At 34.8% G+C, this 16,656-nt stretch carries 15 protein-coding genes; 6 read left to right on the top strand and 9 right to left on the bottom strand.

What is annotated here, in order from left to right; all coding sequences use genetic code 11:
- Positions 1-46: 46 nt before the first annotated feature.
- Positions 47-1,195, bottom strand: a complete 1,149-nt coding sequence (locus tag NX902_RS07430; protein WP_095332120.1) for a PstS family phosphate ABC transporter substrate-binding protein — start codon at positions 1,193-1,195, stop codon at positions 47-49.
- Positions 1,196-1,377: 182 nt separating this feature from the next.
- On the bottom strand, positions 1,378-2,229 hold the full coding sequence (locus tag NX902_RS07425) for a TetR/AcrR family transcriptional regulator (RefSeq protein ID WP_341160673.1): 852 nt from the start codon (positions 2,227-2,229) through the stop codon (positions 1,378-1,380).
- Between the two features lie 96 nt (positions 2,230-2,325).
- On the opposite strand from NX902_RS07425, the gene NX902_RS07420 reads away from it, so the two are divergent.
- Entirely contained in the window at positions 2,326-5,409 is a 3,084-nt protein-coding gene (locus tag NX902_RS07420; RefSeq protein WP_095332117.1) for an efflux RND transporter permease subunit, read from the top strand.
- Positions 5,410-5,553: 144 nt separating this feature from the next.
- On the opposite strand, the gene NX902_RS07415 is transcribed toward NX902_RS07420, so the two are convergent.
- Entirely contained in the window at positions 5,554-5,676 is a 123-nt protein-coding gene (locus NX902_RS07415; protein WP_268877130.1) for a hypothetical protein, read from the bottom strand.
- 56 nt (positions 5,677-5,732) lie between these two features.
- Between NX902_RS07415 and NX902_RS07410 the strand changes: the two genes are divergently transcribed.
- Positions 5,733-6,563, top strand: coding sequence for a dimethylarginine dimethylaminohydrolase family protein (locus tag NX902_RS07410; RefSeq protein WP_095332115.1), 831 nt, complete (start codon positions 5,733-5,735; stop codon positions 6,561-6,563).
- 60 nt (positions 6,564-6,623) lie between these two features.
- On the opposite strand, the gene NX902_RS07405 is transcribed toward NX902_RS07410, so the two are convergent.
- A complete protein-coding gene (locus NX902_RS07405) occupies positions 6,624-7,385 on the bottom strand; it encodes a sugar phosphate isomerase/epimerase family protein (RefSeq protein ID WP_095332113.1) in 762 nt (253 codons plus the stop codon).
- A 175-nt stretch (positions 7,386-7,560) separates the two neighbouring features.
- Between NX902_RS07405 and NX902_RS07400 the strand changes: the two genes are divergently transcribed.
- Positions 7,561-8,358 carry a nucleotidyltransferase domain-containing protein gene (locus NX902_RS07400; RefSeq protein WP_095332111.1) on the top strand — a complete coding sequence of 266 codons (798 nt, stop codon included), beginning with the start codon at positions 7,561-7,563 and terminating at the stop codon, positions 8,356-8,358.
- Positions 8,359-8,461: 103 nt separating this feature from the next.
- On the opposite strand, the gene NX902_RS07395 is transcribed toward NX902_RS07400, so the two are convergent.
- Positions 8,462-9,352, bottom strand: a complete 891-nt coding sequence (locus tag NX902_RS07395; RefSeq protein WP_123257285.1) for a cation diffusion facilitator family transporter — start codon at positions 9,350-9,352, stop codon at positions 8,462-8,464.
- 335 nt (positions 9,353-9,687) lie between these two features.
- Between NX902_RS07395 and NX902_RS07390 the strand changes: the two genes are divergently transcribed.
- On the top strand, positions 9,688-9,819 hold the full coding sequence (locus tag NX902_RS07390; protein WP_275068656.1) for a hypothetical protein: 132 nt from the start codon (positions 9,688-9,690) through the stop codon (positions 9,817-9,819).
- Between the two features lie 399 nt (positions 9,820-10,218).
- On the opposite strand, the gene NX902_RS07385 is transcribed toward NX902_RS07390, so the two are convergent.
- Together NX902_RS07385 and NX902_RS07380 are read right to left on the bottom strand one after the other, a co-directional pair.
- Complete coding sequence (locus NX902_RS07385) at positions 10,219-11,154, bottom strand: glycosyltransferase family 2 protein (RefSeq protein WP_095332109.1); 936 nt, start codon at positions 11,152-11,154, stop codon at positions 10,219-10,221.
- Positions 11,136-12,245: a polysaccharide pyruvyl transferase family protein gene (locus NX902_RS07380; protein ID WP_095332107.1), complete on the bottom strand. Its 1,110-nt coding sequence runs from the start codon at positions 12,243-12,245 to the stop codon at positions 11,136-11,138. Before NX902_RS07380 ends, NX902_RS07385 begins: the two co-directional genes overlap by 19 nt.
- A gap of 156 nt (positions 12,246-12,401) precedes the next feature.
- On the opposite strand from NX902_RS07380, the gene NX902_RS07375 reads away from it, so the two are divergent.
- Both NX902_RS07375 and NX902_RS07370 read left to right on the top strand, forming a co-directional pair.
- On the top strand, positions 12,402-13,358 hold the full coding sequence (locus NX902_RS07375) for a glycosyltransferase family protein (protein ID WP_235850311.1): 957 nt from the start codon (positions 12,402-12,404) through the stop codon (positions 13,356-13,358).
- Complete coding sequence (locus NX902_RS07370) at positions 13,355-14,446, top strand: polysaccharide pyruvyl transferase family protein (RefSeq protein WP_095332105.1); 1,092 nt, start codon at positions 13,355-13,357, stop codon at positions 14,444-14,446. The genes NX902_RS07375 and NX902_RS07370 overlap by 4 nt, the downstream gene beginning before the upstream one ends.
- A gap of 166 nt (positions 14,447-14,612) precedes the next feature.
- On the opposite strand, the gene rfbG is transcribed toward NX902_RS07370, so the two are convergent.
- Positions 14,613-15,683 (bottom strand): CDP-glucose 4,6-dehydratase, encoded by a 1,071-nt coding sequence (gene rfbG, locus NX902_RS07365; protein WP_095332103.1) that lies wholly within the window; start codon positions 15,681-15,683, stop codon positions 14,613-14,615.
- 20 nt (positions 15,684-15,703) lie between these two features.
- Positions 15,704-16,648, bottom strand: coding sequence for an NAD-dependent epimerase/dehydratase family protein (locus NX902_RS07360; protein WP_095332101.1), 945 nt, complete (start codon positions 16,646-16,648; stop codon positions 15,704-15,706).
- Between the last annotated feature and the right edge of the window lie 8 nt (positions 16,649-16,656).

The following is a 16,656-nucleotide window of genomic DNA, read 5'->3' as shown; positions in this document are numbered from 1 at the left end:
TAAATACTACCGGTTACCCAAATAAAGATTTTCCACATATTAGTATCTATTCAACTGCCACATAACCAGTTTCCGAAACAATCTGTTGGCCTTGCTCTGACACCATCCATTTTAAAAATCCATCTATTTGGGGAGAGCTATTATCCTCCAGCGTTATAGCATAAAATTCATTAATGAATGGATAACTTCCATCTTTAATTGTTTCTACTGTAGGAGGTATTCCATCAACAGCAATATTTCTTATTTTTCCATTACGCACCATATCTTCTGAAAAATGCCGGAAAGAGAATCCAATTGCATTACTTTTATTCTGATAGTCTGCAGTTTCACTTATTATGCCTTCCATTGCATCGACAATATCCTTTGTGGGAGGGTCCATTAACGGTTTTCCATCCATGACCCTTAGCAAGGCAGATTGACTGCCACTTTCTTCTGGTCTTTGAAATGCTCTAATTTTTTCATGCTTTCCACCGACTTCCTTCCAGTTTCTTATTTTCCCAGAATAAATATCCTGTATTTGTTCTATGCTGAGTGTTTCCACTGGATTTTTCGCATGAACAAAAAAGATAAATGCCTCTCTCCCAATTGGCGTCAGCTTTAATTTCACCCCCTGGCTTTCAGCCATTTTATATTGTTTCTCTGAAGGCTTTGGCATAAATATGATGTCTGCCTCACGATTTAATAAGCGATTATATGCCTCACTTGTTTGACTTGAAACTACCTCACTTTCCTCTAACGGATACTTCTTTTGTGGATACACTGCTTGAACAAATCCTGCATATACAGGATAAAGAGCGGTAGAGCCATCTAACCGCGGAAGATTTTTTTCAATTTTAAATAGTGATTCTTCTTTCAGAGAAACTGCTTTTGTTCCCTCTAAAAATGGCATATATTCTGTTAAATCTGTATCTTGACTACTAACAACCTCTAAATTTTTATCGTAATGTTCATAAATTATATAACCCGCTATCCCGCAGATACTAATAGCTAAAATCATTAATCTTGCCTTTTTGACCGCTTTTTTCTTCCACCATTCAAAAATTAATAGATAAACAGTTATTATATAAAGTACAGTAATAATCGGTAAAAACCATAGATAAAATGTACTCGCTGTGAATAAAGTGGTTAACATTGTTGCAAAAAAACCGATAAATCCAATAAATACCGTCATTATAATTGCTTGAAATACCTTCATTTTTTTCTCCTTTATCATTACAAACTCTCATTTATTCGTCATAACAAATGATTTATTTCAATTTTAGTGTATATTTTCACTTTTATCAAGAATTATTTTATTTGATACGATTCCTTTATTGCTTTGAAAGGATTTAAATAAAAAAAGATGAATCCTGTAAAGAATTCATCTTTAAAATATATCTATTGTTGATGACTCGGATGAAGCTGAAAATATTGAAATAATAAATAGGATAACCAAATACAGTCACGATGATGTCGAATGTTTTCAATCAATCCTTTTAGTAAAACCGGGTTCAATGTTTTCTCTTCCAACTGCTCTATCAGTAAAGAAAGCGATTCGTTCACATAATGATCATCTACTTCTTCCCTTTTCCCTTTTATAAGTTGCAGTAAATCCTCTTTTGTCGCACTTTCTTCCTTAACGGACTGATGCAGCAACTGATAGATACTTTCTGTAAAATATGGTGATTCTGTATATGAAGCTAGGATGTCTGTTTTCTCTACAAGAGATTTTGCAAGCCTGTGTAAATCAAAATCAATATATTTATTATGGTTTAATACAATATGCGTATAAGTATTAAGAAACCCTTTAATACTAAATACTAAATCATACTTGATTGCTTGTTTGGATGAATCATATACTTCTCCAATCATATGCTCGATTGTTTTTTCCAATAAATGATCATAATAAGTAAACTTTCGAATAAATTCTTCATTAAACGAAAGCGCTTGCTCTTTATTAAATAACATCGCAAAACTAGAATTTTCCTTAAATGTATATAATATTTCATAATAAAAATGATAAAGAATATCATCTACGTGATTGACTGCATAGTCAAGTTTCACGATGAACTGTTCCATAAAATAATCAACTAAAGCCATAATTAGTTCATCCTTTGACTTAAAGGATAAATAGAAGGCCCCTTTAGAAATCCCACAATGTTCCGTTATTTGTTGAACGGAAGTAGCCGCAAATCCTTGCTTTGCAAATAACTCTATTGATTTTTCCATGATCAGCTGTTTTTTTGTCATCTCATTCTCTCCTATGTACTATTGATTGACATATGACTACTTAGTCATTTATTATAAGTAAATGAGTTAGATTAGTCAATAAAGGGAAGGTGTATTATGAAAGGTTTAGTAAATTTTGTGTTAGGTAACAAGCTTGCGGTTTGGTTACTAACCATTATTATTACTGTATCAGGTATCTATTCTGGTACAAAAATGAATATGGAAACCATACCAAATATCTCTATTCCATACTTAACCGTAATGGATGTTTACCCGGGAGCTACGCCGGAGAAAATCATGGAAGAAGTTTCCATACCGATAGAAAAAGTAGTAGAAAATCTGGAAGATGTTAAAGCTGTCTATTCGAATTCTTATTCGAACATGGCAAATGTTCAATTAGAATATGAATATGGGACGGATATGGATGAAGCAAAACGAGCTTTACAATCCGCTCTGGATAATGTCACCTTACCTAAAGATGCAGAGGAACCTACAATTACAGCAATCAGTATGAACATGATGCCAGTTGTAGCGTTAAGTGTCAGCAGTACAAAAGAAGACATTACCGAATTAACCTCAACTGTGGAAGATATCATTCTCCCAAAAATCGAAAAGATTAATGGTGTCGCTTCTGCAACTATCACAGGTCAGCATATTGAAGAAGTAGATTTAACATATGATAAAGAAAAAATGGCGCAATTAGATTTAACGGAAGATACTGTTAAAGATATGATTCAAGCGAGTAATTTAGCAGTTTCTTTAGGACTTTACGAGTTTGAAGAAGGCGAACAAGCAGTTGCAATTGATGGGAAATTTATGACAGAAAAAGAACTAAAGAATATGCAAATTCCTGTCACTCCATCTCAACAAAATCCTTCCCCATTTGTAAAACTTAGCGATATTGCCAAAATTGAAGTAGTTGGGAAAGTGGAATCAGTTTCTCGTACAAATGGTAAAGATGCAATCGCCATCCAAATTGTCAAAGGTCAACAAGCAAACACTGTTGATGTTGTTAACAGTGTAAAAGATTTAATTAAAGATGAGCAAAAAAATATTGATGGCTTAGTAATTGATGTTTCTCTCGACCAAGGAGATCCGATTGAAAAATCTGTGCTTACAATGGTTGAAAAGGCCGTATTTGGTTGTTTAATTGCTGTATTAATCATTTTACTATTCTTACGTGATTTTAAATCAACGATTATCTCGATTATTTCCATTCCAGTATCTATTTTCATGGCATTGCTACTATTAAACTGGATGGATATCACATTAAATATTATGACGCTAGGTGCTATTACCGTGGCAATTGGAAGGGTAATCGATGACTCCATCGTTGTCGTGGAAAATATTTATCGACGCTTGCACCTGAAAGAAGAAAAATTAACTGGCCGCGCGCTAATTAGAGAAGCAACGATTGAAATGTTTAAACCAATCCTGTCTTCTACTTTAGTAACAGTTGCGGTATTTGCTCCATTAATGTTTGTTGGAGGCATGGTTGGAGAATTATTCCGTCCTTTCGCCTTAACAATGGCTTTCGCACTTGGAGCATCATTACTTGTTGCCATTACAATCGTTCCAGCCCTTTCTCATTTCTTATTTAAGAAAAAATTATATAGTGAGAAAACAGAAAGTAATCATAAAGAAGCTGGAAAATTGGCAACTTGGTATAAAGGTATTCTCGAAAAAGCACTTAATCATAAAATCATCACTTCCGTTATCGCTGTTATTTTATTAGCTGGAAGTGTTGCCCTCACTCCTTTAATCGGCTTTAGCTTCCTAGGAAGTGAAGAAGAAAAAACGATGTATATCACCTACACTCCAGAAACGGGTGAACTAAAGGATGAGACATTAAAGAACGTTACAGAAGTAGAAGAAAAAATGCTTGACCGCAAAGATATCGATATCGTTCAATTATCGATAAATGATACAGCTGATGCACAAAGCGCAATGATGGGCACTGGAGCTGGCGGTGCACTTATGTATCTCATCTTTGATGAAGATATGAAAAATTTCCCTGAAGCTCGTGATGAAATTGAGGAATATATTACAAATCTCGACCAATCTGGCGAATGGAAATCCCAAGACTTCTCATCAACCGGAATGTCAACAAATGAAGTTAGCTATACATTCTACAGTGAAGATTTAGATAAGCTGAATGAGTCAGTGAAAAAAGTGGAAGATATGCTAAAAAAGAATGATGGTTTAGAAGATGTTACTACAACAGCTGAAGACGCTTATGTGGAATATACATTTAAAGTAAATCAGCAAGAATTGTTACAATATGGGTTAACAGCTGGTCAGCTACTTGCGACACTAAGCCCTAACAATTCAAAAGATGTGTTAACAACGATTGAAAAAGACGGGCAGGAGCTTGATGTTATTGTCCAACAAGAAAAATCAGCACAGCCGAAATCAATCGACGATATGCTAGATACAGAAATCCAGACTGCTACTGGCCAAAATATGCCACTTTCAAAACTTGTGGATGTAAAAAAGGGAACTACCCAAAATACGCTTTCTCGTAGTGAAGGCGAGTACTATGCAACTGTATCAGGAAAAATCATTGGTGATAATGTGTCCAAAGTAACAAATGAAGTAGATAAAGAAATCGATAAAATCGACTTACCAAAAGGCGTTACAATGGGAGTTGCGGGTGTAACTGCAGATATGAATGAAACATTCACACAATTAGGTATTGCTATGATTGCTGCTGTTGCGATCGTGTACTTTATCCTTGTTGTTACATTCCGAGAAGGAGTTGCTCCATTTTCGATTCTATTCAGTTTACCATTTGCTGTTATCGGTTCGTTTGTCGGATTGTACCTATCAGGTCAGACCATTTCTGTTTCGGTAATGATGGGGCTCTTAATGTTAATTGGTATTGTAGTAACGAATGCCATTGTATTAGTAGACCGAATCATTCATATGGAACGAGATGGAATGAATATGCGTGAAGCGATTCTTGAAGCAGGATCAACACGTCTTCGTCCAATTCTAATGACAGCTATTGCAACAATTGGTGCATTAATTCCACTAGCAGTTGGTTCTGGTGGTAGTGGATTAATCTCTAAAGACCTTGGTATTACTGTTATTGGTGGTTTAATCAGTTCTACGTTGTTAACACTTGTTATCGTCCCTATTGTTTATGAAATTCTTTCTAAACTATTTAAGAAAAATCGTAAAGATATTGACGAAAACTAATGACTAAATGACAAAAGCCAGTGAAGGCATTCTTCACTGGCTTTTGTCTGTCTTTTTTTCCTTTGGTTTAACTATAATAGTGAAATGAATGCTACTTCTACTGGTTTTTCTTCGCTTTCATTTCCCTGATGAACGCCACTTCCTCTAGGTTTTCTTGCCCATATCCCTTCTATGAACACCACTTCCACCACTTATTCTTGCAATTGTGTCTTTCATTGCCTTCACATAAACCTCATCCCCTAAAAATGATTTCACAAGTTCTTTCATAAAAAAAGTCATTCAGGAAAAACTAATTTCTATACTATAATGGAAAGGGTTTTATCATGAAAATACATTGTTCCAATGAATATGATCCATTAAAAACAGTGGTCTTAGTTTCTCCCGAATATATGGCTATTAAAGTCCCTATAAATGATATTCAAAAAAAACATGCAAAGAAAAATATTGATAAAAAACTAGCCGTAAAGCAGCATGAAATGTTTATTGAAACTCTACAAAAAAATGGAGTGGAAACACTGCTTCTTCCAACAGAAGAAAAATACCATGAACAGGTTTTTACAAGAGATATCGGCTTCACTTTAGGAAGTCAGATCTTTGTGGCAGAAATGGCACGAGATGCTAGACATGGAGAAGAAAGAGTTTTAATAGATTATTTAAAGAAAAAAGAAATCACTTATACAGATATTAAAGGCAATTTTATTGAAGGCGGCGATGTGATTATTGATGGGAAAACAATTTTTGTAGGCATCAGTCAGCGTACAAATGAAGCAGCGGTCCGCCATTTACAGACCTTGATGCCTTCTTATGATGTCATAGCTGTCCCGTTTACGGATACATATCTCCATCTAGATTGTGTCTTTAATATTCTTTCTCCTACAGAGGGATTAATTTTCCCAGGGGAATTTCATAAAGAAAAAGAAAAATTACTGCGAGAACGTTATGAATTCATTCACGTAAGCGCTAAAGAGCAAGAAACATTAGGTACAAATGTATTATCCATTGGCAACAAAAAGGTAATTAGTTTACCTATGAATGAAGGGGTTAATAAAGAATTGCAAAAAAGAGGGTATGAAGTACTCGAGGTTGATTTTTCCGAAATCATTAAATCTGGTGGATCATTTCGTTGTTGTTCCATGCCCTTACTTAGAGAATAGGAAAAGGTACATTTCATCAGTGGGGAAATCCCCACTGATTTATTCTAGTTACGTTTATATCTACCGTACCGCTAACATTTCCCTTAGATTTTGCAAACTAATTTCAATGCTTTCCAATGGAGTTCTTCTAGTTGCATCCTGTTCAATGATCCACCATTGGATATCTATGTCCTCTCCTTTTTCAAGAATTGCATGAAAATCAATACTTCCTGTACCTACCTCAGCAAAGAATTGTTCTTCATCTGTTGTCATATCCTTTAAATGAATAAGCTTCATTCTGTCTTTATATGTATCAATCCATTTTGCTGGATCATAGTCTCGCTTCGAAAGCCAGTATACATCCGGTTCTGCAAAAACTAATGTTGGATCTGTATCTTCCATTATCGTAGCTAATGCCGTTCTTCCATCACTCATTATATCTAATTCAAAATCATGATTATGATAACAGAGAGATATCCCTGCTTTTCGACATTCTGCTCCTGCCATATTCAAGAAAGAAATTAGTGATTGATAATCCGCTTCTGTTCTTTTGTCTGGTAAAAGATAGGGACATACTAAAAATTTACTCCCTAATACTAATTGGTCTTGAATAACCTGAGAAAGATCGCTCTCTAAATCAGTTAATGGCACATGGCATGCTGCTACTCGTAAATTTAGTTCATCCAATAATTCCTTTAATTCTGCTACAGGGATTCCCCCATATCCAGCAAGCTCTACTCCTTGAAATCCAAGATCCGCCACTTTACGGAGGGTTCCGCGAAAATCCTCCTCACACTCATTTCTTAACGTATACATTTGGATGGCAATCGGTATATTCTTCAATTTTACTTCCTCCTCCTTGTTATTCCTTTCCCCCAATTACTCCCTAAAGGGATAGTCAGACAAAATAAGCACTCCCTATTATTGTACATGAGAACGTTATCATTTTGCAGATTAATATGGTAAATCGCTGATTTTTTTGGTAAAATGAGCAAAAATCAATTGGAGGTATATGCCTTTGGAAAACCATATCAGAAAAGTGATTGAGCAAACGGAAAAGGAATTTAACATAAAGGTGCTTTATGCATGTGAATCTGGAAGTCGGGCATGGGGCTTTCCATCCAAGGATAGTGATTATGATGTTCGCTTTATTTATATTCACCAGCCAAACTGGTACTTATCGATTGATCGCAGCCGAGATGTAATCGAGATTCCAAACCACGATTCATTATCAATCCCTGTTGATCCCTTATTAGATATGAGCGGCTGGGAACTAACTAAAACGCTTAAGCTTTTTCGCAAGTCCAATCCTCCGTTATTAGAATGGTTACGCTCTAATATGGTATATTATCAGCGTTTTTCAACCATCGATCAAATGAAAGAACTAGAAAAAGAAATATTCTCGCCTGCTTCCATTATCTATCATTATTTAAATATGGCAAAAGGAAATTTTCGAGAATACCTACAAGGAGATACCGTTAAAATTAAAAAATATTTTTATGTATTAAGACCAATTTTAGCAGCAAAGTGGACTCAAATATACCAAACGGTTCCGCCAATGGAGTTCGAAACATTAGTACATGAACTTATCCCTGCTGGTGACCTTCTTACAAGTATTAGTACTTTATTAGAAAGAAAAAAATCCGGCGAAGAATTATCACTTGAACCACGAATCAATCTCATTAATACATTCTTAGAAAGTGAGATCCACGAGCTAGAAGCATACGCAAAAGGGTTGCAAAAAAATTCGGAAGATCCAACCGAACAATTAAATGAGCTATTTCGATTTTCATTAAAAGAAGTCTGGAATTATTGAAAAAGGTCATTGAAAAAGCGTTCATGTAAGAACAACACTTTTTCATGACCTTTTTTAGTTATATAAAAAGTAATTGCGGTATCTTTGCATGGACAAAAGAATGCTAGTCCTTAAAATATGGATTCAAATGAATTAGCACTTCATTAATATTATCGTGCTTTGCCATTAATTTCTTTTTTATTTTTCTAGATAAATCATGACCTTCCTTAATAGTTTTATCGTAATCGATTGAGATACGTAAATCGACTAATATATAGTGACCATGTTCTCTAGCACGGAGTCGGTCAATTCGCTTTACTTCAGCAAAGGAAGAAATTATGTCATGATACTCTGCTAAAATTGCCAGATCTATATTCCGCTCCAGTAAAATATCAAAAGCTTCACTTACCATTTCCTTCGCAATTTTAAAAATCAAATAAGCTACAATGATCGTTGCAAGCTTATCTCCATAAAGAAATAAATGTATATTCAACTTTTCTCCAAGGATAGAGAACAGAACGCCTATTGCTGCTGCAATGGATGCCACAATATCAGCCTTATGATCATAAGCAATTGCTTCAATTGCTTTACTGCTTTGTTCCTTCGCAATCCTTTTACTATATCGATATAATAGCACTTTCGAAATATAAGAAATAACAGCAACCCACATTGCAATCATACTTGGTGTTGTGATGGGATGGAATAACCCAATTATTACTTCATATACCAAGTAGATAGAGACACATAAAAGAATCATACCAACAATACCAGATACAATTATTTCTGCCTTCCCATGTCCATATGGATGTTCCTGATCTGCCGGTTTATTCGCAATTTTAATAACGACTAAAACAAGGACAGAGGCAAACACATCTGCAGCTGAGTGAATTCCATCGGCAAAAACCGCATCACTATTCCCTATCCAACCCACTATTATTTTCCCAATTGTTAAGATAATATTACTAATTACACTAATCCAAGCTACTCGTTTGGCTAGCAATTCTCTCGATCCCAAATTTCATCAACCTCTTTTATTTTCCAAAAATTTCAATACACTTAAAAAGTCAACTTAAACATATTAGCAGAAAAGAAAGCAGTGGGTCTAGAGAAAAAAAGTTGCCTTCTTACAAATTAATCATTTACTTTTCTTTAGGAATGTATTCGTTTGTGGGAAATGAAAGTAAGAAAATAAGTTATATTATTCATAAATGAAAATTTTGGGATAGTTATAGTTGCAGTGAAGAAAGCTAACATTTAAATTCAAGTTGATTAAATACGGTAAGTAAACCAAAATATCATATAGTATCAGTCAAACGGGGAATTTATCTGCCCCTTTGGATTTATTAGCTAATGCGAGATGGATTTCAGCCTCTGCAAACGGCTTTTCAGCCAAACTATGGATTTATTCAGCCAAAGCGAGGGTGGAATCAGCCAAACTTGGATAATATCAGCCAAAACTTCAGAGATATCAGCCAAACTTGAAATATATCAGCCAAAACTTCAGGGAAATCAGCCAAACTTGAAATATATCAGCCAAAACTTCAGAGATATCAGCCAAACTTGAAATATATCAGCCAAAACTGCAGGGAAATCAGCCAAACTTGAAATATATCAGCCAAAACTGCAGGGAAATCAGCCAAATTTGAAATATATCAGCCAAAACTGCAGGGAAATCAGCCAAACTTGAAATATATCAGCCAAAACTACAGAGAAATCAGCCAAACTTGGATAATATCAGCCAAAACTACAGAGAAATCAGCCAAACTTGGATAATATCAGCCAAAACTGCAGGGAAATCAGACAAACTCCCAATTTTTCAGCAAATACCATAAATAACTTCTCGCCCCCGCTTGTGTTAGCATGGGGCACTCTTTCCTAGGATTACAGCTTACGGGCATTTTTTATTATGTTTTTTTGTGTAAAACTATATTTATTGCTGATTTTTTTCCAATAGTAGAATAACCAAAGTTTTATTTTTTGCCATTTATAAACACTTGCTTTTGTATTCTGTAATTCTTGCCAAGCAGAATCTAATTTATTTGCCTCTAGTAATCTTTTACTATAGTCTAATTTTAATTTTGACAAATACAAATCTATATATGGAATTTCCTCTTTATGAAGCAAATTCTCTAATGAATAAATGATCGGATAGCGATTTAATATGGTCAAATCCATGCATACACTGTTTTCTAACCCGCGGTAATAAATGGCATTGCTTTCATTTATATAAGCAATCGAATAGTTCATTCCAATTCGCAACCACATATCTTGATCTTCACCAAGAGGCTCTCCCTCTTTAAATAAACCTATTTTATCAAAAACTTGCTTTCGAACTGCGATTGCAGAAGAAATGATTGGTAAATCCTTTAATGTTTTTTCAACATAGTTTGTAAATACCCCTTCCCACTTTTCAGGTGTTTGATATATGGATGGGATTATTTTCTTTTTCGTCGGCAGAACGATTTCATAGCTTGTTGCATAAGCGCCACATTCAGGATATTTATCTTTTAAATAGATAATTTTCTCAAGAAAACCTGGTTTCCACTCATCATCTGCATCAATAAATGTAATTAATTCAGCTGTAGCTGCAAGTATTCCCTTGTTTCTAGCTGCTGAGGCACCTTTGTGTTCCAACTTTAGGACCTTAATCCGCTCGTCTATCCATGTTTCCGCTTTTTCAACACTGCCATCTGTTGAACCATCATCTACAATAATAATCTCAAAATCTTGAAATGTTTGCGAAAGAATGGACATAATCGTTCGTTCAATATATTGTACTTTATTATATAGTGGAATAACTACTGAGACAGCGACCATCTTGCACCCTCCCAATTTTTCATCGCTAGTGATTGTGCATCCTTTATCGATAGTTTTGGATACCTATATTGTCCAGCTATAATTTGTTTAAGAGCATGCCATATGCTCTCCTCTTCAAAGGAATGGGACGGAATAATATACTCTTTATCTGCTTGAATTTGCTTGGCCCATCCATCACATTTAGGATGGTAAGAAAGAATGATTGTCGGTGTATTTGTAATATAGCCAAACACAGAGCTATGCAGTCTCATCCCAATCAATCCCTTTAATGAGGCAATAGTTCGGAGAGTGTTCATTGGATCTTTATCATAAGACAGATGCTTAATAGGAATCTTTGTGTGTAATTGGTCGATGACTTCACGATGTATGTCTTGATCTCCAAAAATAGGATGACCATTAAAGTCAATAAAGACTAACTCTTCTATTTCCTCCTGGTGAAGTCCATTTAGAACATTGACTATTTTTTTCAGTCTCGTCTTTTCAATACTTGTATCTCCACCAATATATCTCTCGTAGTGACATAAGGAAATTCCCAAACCTTTTCTTGTGTGAATTCCATTAAAATTTTCACCAGCTACAAGTGGTAAAAGTACGGCTAAATCAAATGTTAATTCTACCTTTACATCGGAGGAGAAAGAACGAATTAGTTCATAGCTTTCCTCATCTCTACAGCCGATATAATTAAACTTTTCGATAAGCTTTTTACATGCACCTTCAGCAGCCGAATCTCTAAATGGTCCAAAGGATACCCCAATTGCCGCTGCTCCTTTTCCTCTATTTAAATCGATTAAATCGCTATCTCTTGTCATTTTATCTGTCGAATGAAAAACAGAGCCACCACCAAATAAAATTAAATCACTCTCATAACAATGCCTGTACAAACGAAGTAAGTTTTCATTACGTTCTTGTTCTTCTTGAACAAATAATGCTTCAATTTCCGCATTTAATGGCAGAACAGGCTTTTGTATACATGTCCCATAAATTTTATCTCCAGATAGAAATTTCCGGCTTCCCCAAGAGGATACTAGTAACAATGCATCATCTCCGCCATTCTGTTCTCCATAATAACCTGAAAGAATAATCTTACTCATCTAAGTACTCCTCCTACCTCTCATATCTCTTAATAGTATATGGACAATCCATAAAAAGGTGACCAGCAGCTAACATTTGGACCATTTGCTATGGTCCGATTTATGGAGGACAAGAATAGAATATATAGTAAACATTAGGGAAAGGACATGATGCTGATGACATTAAAGAAGAAAAGAAAGATACTTTTTATTACAAAAAATTGGGAAAATGGGATAGAAAGAAATACGTATTATTTAACAAAAGAATTAAAAAAATACGTTGATATTAGAACCTGGGAGGAAGACGGTAATATAAGTGAGACGATACAAAAAATGAACTTTCAGCCTGACTTTATCCTAGTTAATGATTTACGTCCTACCAGATCACCAAAAGTAACTGGTCTAAAGGACTGCAATATTCCATTTGGGATTATCATGCATGATTTAAACTACCAAATGGATCAAAGAAGAGCATTCATTAAAGAAAATAATGTGAAATATATCTTCACCCATTATAGAGATACTTTTTTAGAATGGTATCCAGAATTTAAAGATAAAATGATATGGTTTCCTCATTATGTAAATATTGATGTATTTAAAGACTTCAAGCAACCGAAAACCATTGATTATTTAATGATGGGGGCTGTACATCCTACTGTTTATCCATTACGTCAAAAAATTCTTGATCAAATGAAGAATTTATCAAATTTCACCTATCATGCGCATCCTGGCTATTTCCACCAACAGTATGATGAGAGATCATTTAAAGTAGCGAGCAGCTTCGCACAAGAACTGAACAAAGCAAAAATGTTTTTTACTTGTGATTCCATTTATCATTATCCTGTAATGAAATACTACGAGACTTTAGCTTGTAATACTTTATTACTAGCTGCCTGCACAAAAGAAATTAAAGATTTAGGATTTATCCCTGGAGTTCATTTCATTGAAATCAATGAAGAAAATTTTATGCGTAAGGCTAAATATCATTTAAGAAATTATGAAACATTAGGGAAAAAAATTGCTTTAAATGGCTATAAAATGGTAAGAAAAAAACATTCTGTACAAGTTCGTGCGCAGCAGCTCCTTGCTCATATTGAAGAAATTCTTGCTAAAGAAGGGGGCAACGAGCAATGAGAATCTTATATCTTGGTTATTTGGGTGTTAATAATATCGGAGATGAAGTTTGTTATGAAGCATTTGCTCAAGCTTGCGAAAGATGGCTTCACGAGGACTATACTTTATTCTCCTACCCAATTAATTCTTCTAAAACCCTAAAAGAATTATATGGAGAAAAACCATTTGATATCGTTATCTTAGGAGGTGGCTCTTTATTTCAGGGCAATTTCTTTATCGATTTGGCATTAGAGGCAATCGAAATGAAACTTCCACTATATTGCTATGGAACAGGTATTGATTATATGACGGAAGAAACAATTGAATCCTTTAAAAGGGGAAAATTCCAATTATCCTCCACCACCTTCAATAATAAAGAGATTAATAGAGACAAAATAAAAAAAGTGATTGAATACTCCACATTCGCAGGTCTTAGAGGACCACTTACACAAAAGTATATTAAGACTTTAAATCCTTCGCCAACGAGTAATTACCAGATAATCGGTGATTCTGGGATGCTGTTTACTCCCCAAAAGGACGACTATATAAGAAGCAAATACTTGCAAGATCACGATAAAAAAATAATTGCGGTCAATTGGGGTACCACCCAAAACATCCTTTTTGGCTATGATGAATATAAACTTAAAAAGCAAATCATTAAAGCATGTACCAATCTTTTAAAAAAAGGATACCAAATTGTAATTTTTCCAATGTGGGATTTAGATGTCCCTCACTGCAAGGAACTATATGAGAGCATAAAGAAGAAAGGAAAAGTCACATTCATTCCAGAAGTTTGCACAGCTTCACAAATTTATTCTTTCTTATCGCTATGCCACTTTTCACTTAACTTAAAGCTGCATGCAAATGTACTTTCTGCATCAAGCGGTACCCCATTCTTCCAATTAGCTTATCGCTCAAAAGGTGTAGATTTCGCCGCCTCTGTCCATCAATTACCTTATACGTTACTATCCAATACGGAGAAACTAGCGGAAACGATTGAAAACAAAGAATATTATTTAACAAGCAATAAGAACCGAAAAAAGCTTAGGCAAGCAAAAGAGAGAATTGTCGCAAGACATAAAAACTTTATCTTGTCATTAAAAAAGTAATTTAAAAGGGATGTTCCTATTCTACGGAACATCCCTTTTATACATATAAAAAGCCGGTATAATCTATGGTTAACCTAAAAAATAAAAATAGAAGCTCTTTAAACCTTTCCCTTTTTAGAGCCATTCTCTATTAAAGGGAAGGAAAGCTTCTATTAATCAAATGATTTTATTTTTCATACTCTTTTATCTGTTTTAAGCATAGCTCGTAAACGTCCACTTTGTGATACAATCTATACCATTCTATTGTATAAAAGACAGTCTCATCAATATTCCATTTTGGATGCCAATCTAAATAATACTTTGCTTTATTTATATCTAAACTAAGAAGCTTTGCTTCATGTTCTGCAGAATAAGAAGGTTCTACTTCCCACGTGCCACCATTCCAGTGTTCAACAATTTTTTCGACTAATTGTTGGACGGTTGTCACACTATCAGATTCTGGTCCAAAGTTCCAGCTTTCGGCATATTGTGTTTTTCCTTCATATAGATATGCACCTATTTTTAAATAACCTGAAAGTGGTTCTAATACATGCTGCCACGGACGAACAGAATGAGGAGAACGTAATTTAATCGCTTGATCAGACATTAAGGAGCGGACACTATCAGGAATAATGCGGTCTTCCGACCAATCCCCTCCCCCAATTACATTACCCGCTCGTACAGAAGCAATTAACTTACCATGCTTAGAATAAGACTCAATTGGAAAGAAGGAATGCTGATAAGAAGAAATCAATAGTTCGCAGCATCCTTTACTGGAACTATATGGATCATATCCTCCCATCGGATCTGTTTCACGATAGCCCCATACCCATTCCTTATTATCATAACACTTATCACTGGTTACCATTACACCTGCTTTTACAGAAGGTGACTTTCTGATTGCTTCCAATACATGCATTGTCCCCATTACATTCACTTCATACGTATAGATAGGGTCTCGATAAGATTGTTTCACTAATGGCTGTGCTGCCAAATGAAAGACAATTTCAGGTTGATATTCTTCAAAAACTGCTTGTAGTTTAGCAGCATCACGAATATCTGCTCTAATATCCTTCACTTTATTATTCAGTTCTGTTAATTTAAATAAACTCTCTTCTCCAATTGGATCTAAAGAATAACCAATTACATTCGCACCTAGCTTCATTAACCAAATAGCCAGCCAAGAACCTTTAAAACCTGTATGACCAGTTATCAGTACCGTTTTATTTTTATAAATTTTTCGCCAATCAGTTGTCATAAGTAACACCTCCACTCCCATTAATGAAAATGATAATAACTTTTATACCAGGCAATGGTTTTCTTTATCCCCTCTTCTATGGAAACAGCAGGAGTCCATCCAAGCACTTTTCGAATCTTTGTAATATCAGGGATAGGCGCATTTCTTTCATTCTCCCTTTTGGGAATGGCACCATATAATGGTACTTGCTTTGTACCTAAATGCTGATAAATCAAATCAACAAAATATCGTAAAGGATAGGCATTTCCAGAAGCTATATTTAAAATCATATTATTACTTCCTTCATATGTGGCTGCAAGGATTAAGCCATCGACGATATTGCCGACATAACTATAATCACGGTATTGATCACACGACGTTAATTTCACCTCGTCACCACGTAGTACTTTTTCAATAATATGAGAGAATAATTTATGATTATCTTCTGCTTCCCCAAAAATATTAAATGCCCGTAAAGTGATAATGGGAAGCTTATATTCTTGTGCTAACTGATGGGAAATAATAGTAGATGCTGCTTTTGTACTTCCATAGATATCAACTGGTTCTAATAACATATCTTCATGAATCTTTTCCTTTTTATCTCCATATTCAGAACTACTGCCAAGACAAATAATTTTTTTACACTTGGTACCTTTGGCTGCAAATAAAATATTCATTGTTCCAACTATATTAGTTTCGTATGCAAGTAAGTCATTTCTGTTACTTGGGTTTGTTCCATAAGCTGCTAAATGAAAAATATAATCTGGTTGAAATTCATGAATAATCCGACATATGTCTGAGCGATTTTGAATATTTGCCTCATATTTTTTTAAATGAGGCAAATATTCCTGTACTCTCCAAGGATTGGAATGTTCTCGAATAATAACAGCGACAGACGCATTTTCTTTCACTAACCGTTTAATAAGATGGGAGCCAATAAAACCATAAGCACCTGTAACTAAAACTTTTTTATTTTTTAACTTCATGCCACCCA

It is taken from the genome of Niallia sp. FSL W8-0954 (assembly GCF_038005605.1).
GTDB classification, from domain to species: domain Bacteria; phylum Bacillota; class Bacilli; order Bacillales; family Cytobacillaceae; genus Niallia; species Niallia circulans_A.
Note: the sequence above shows the minus strand (reverse complement) of the source record. Positions and strands in the feature narration are given on the sequence as shown.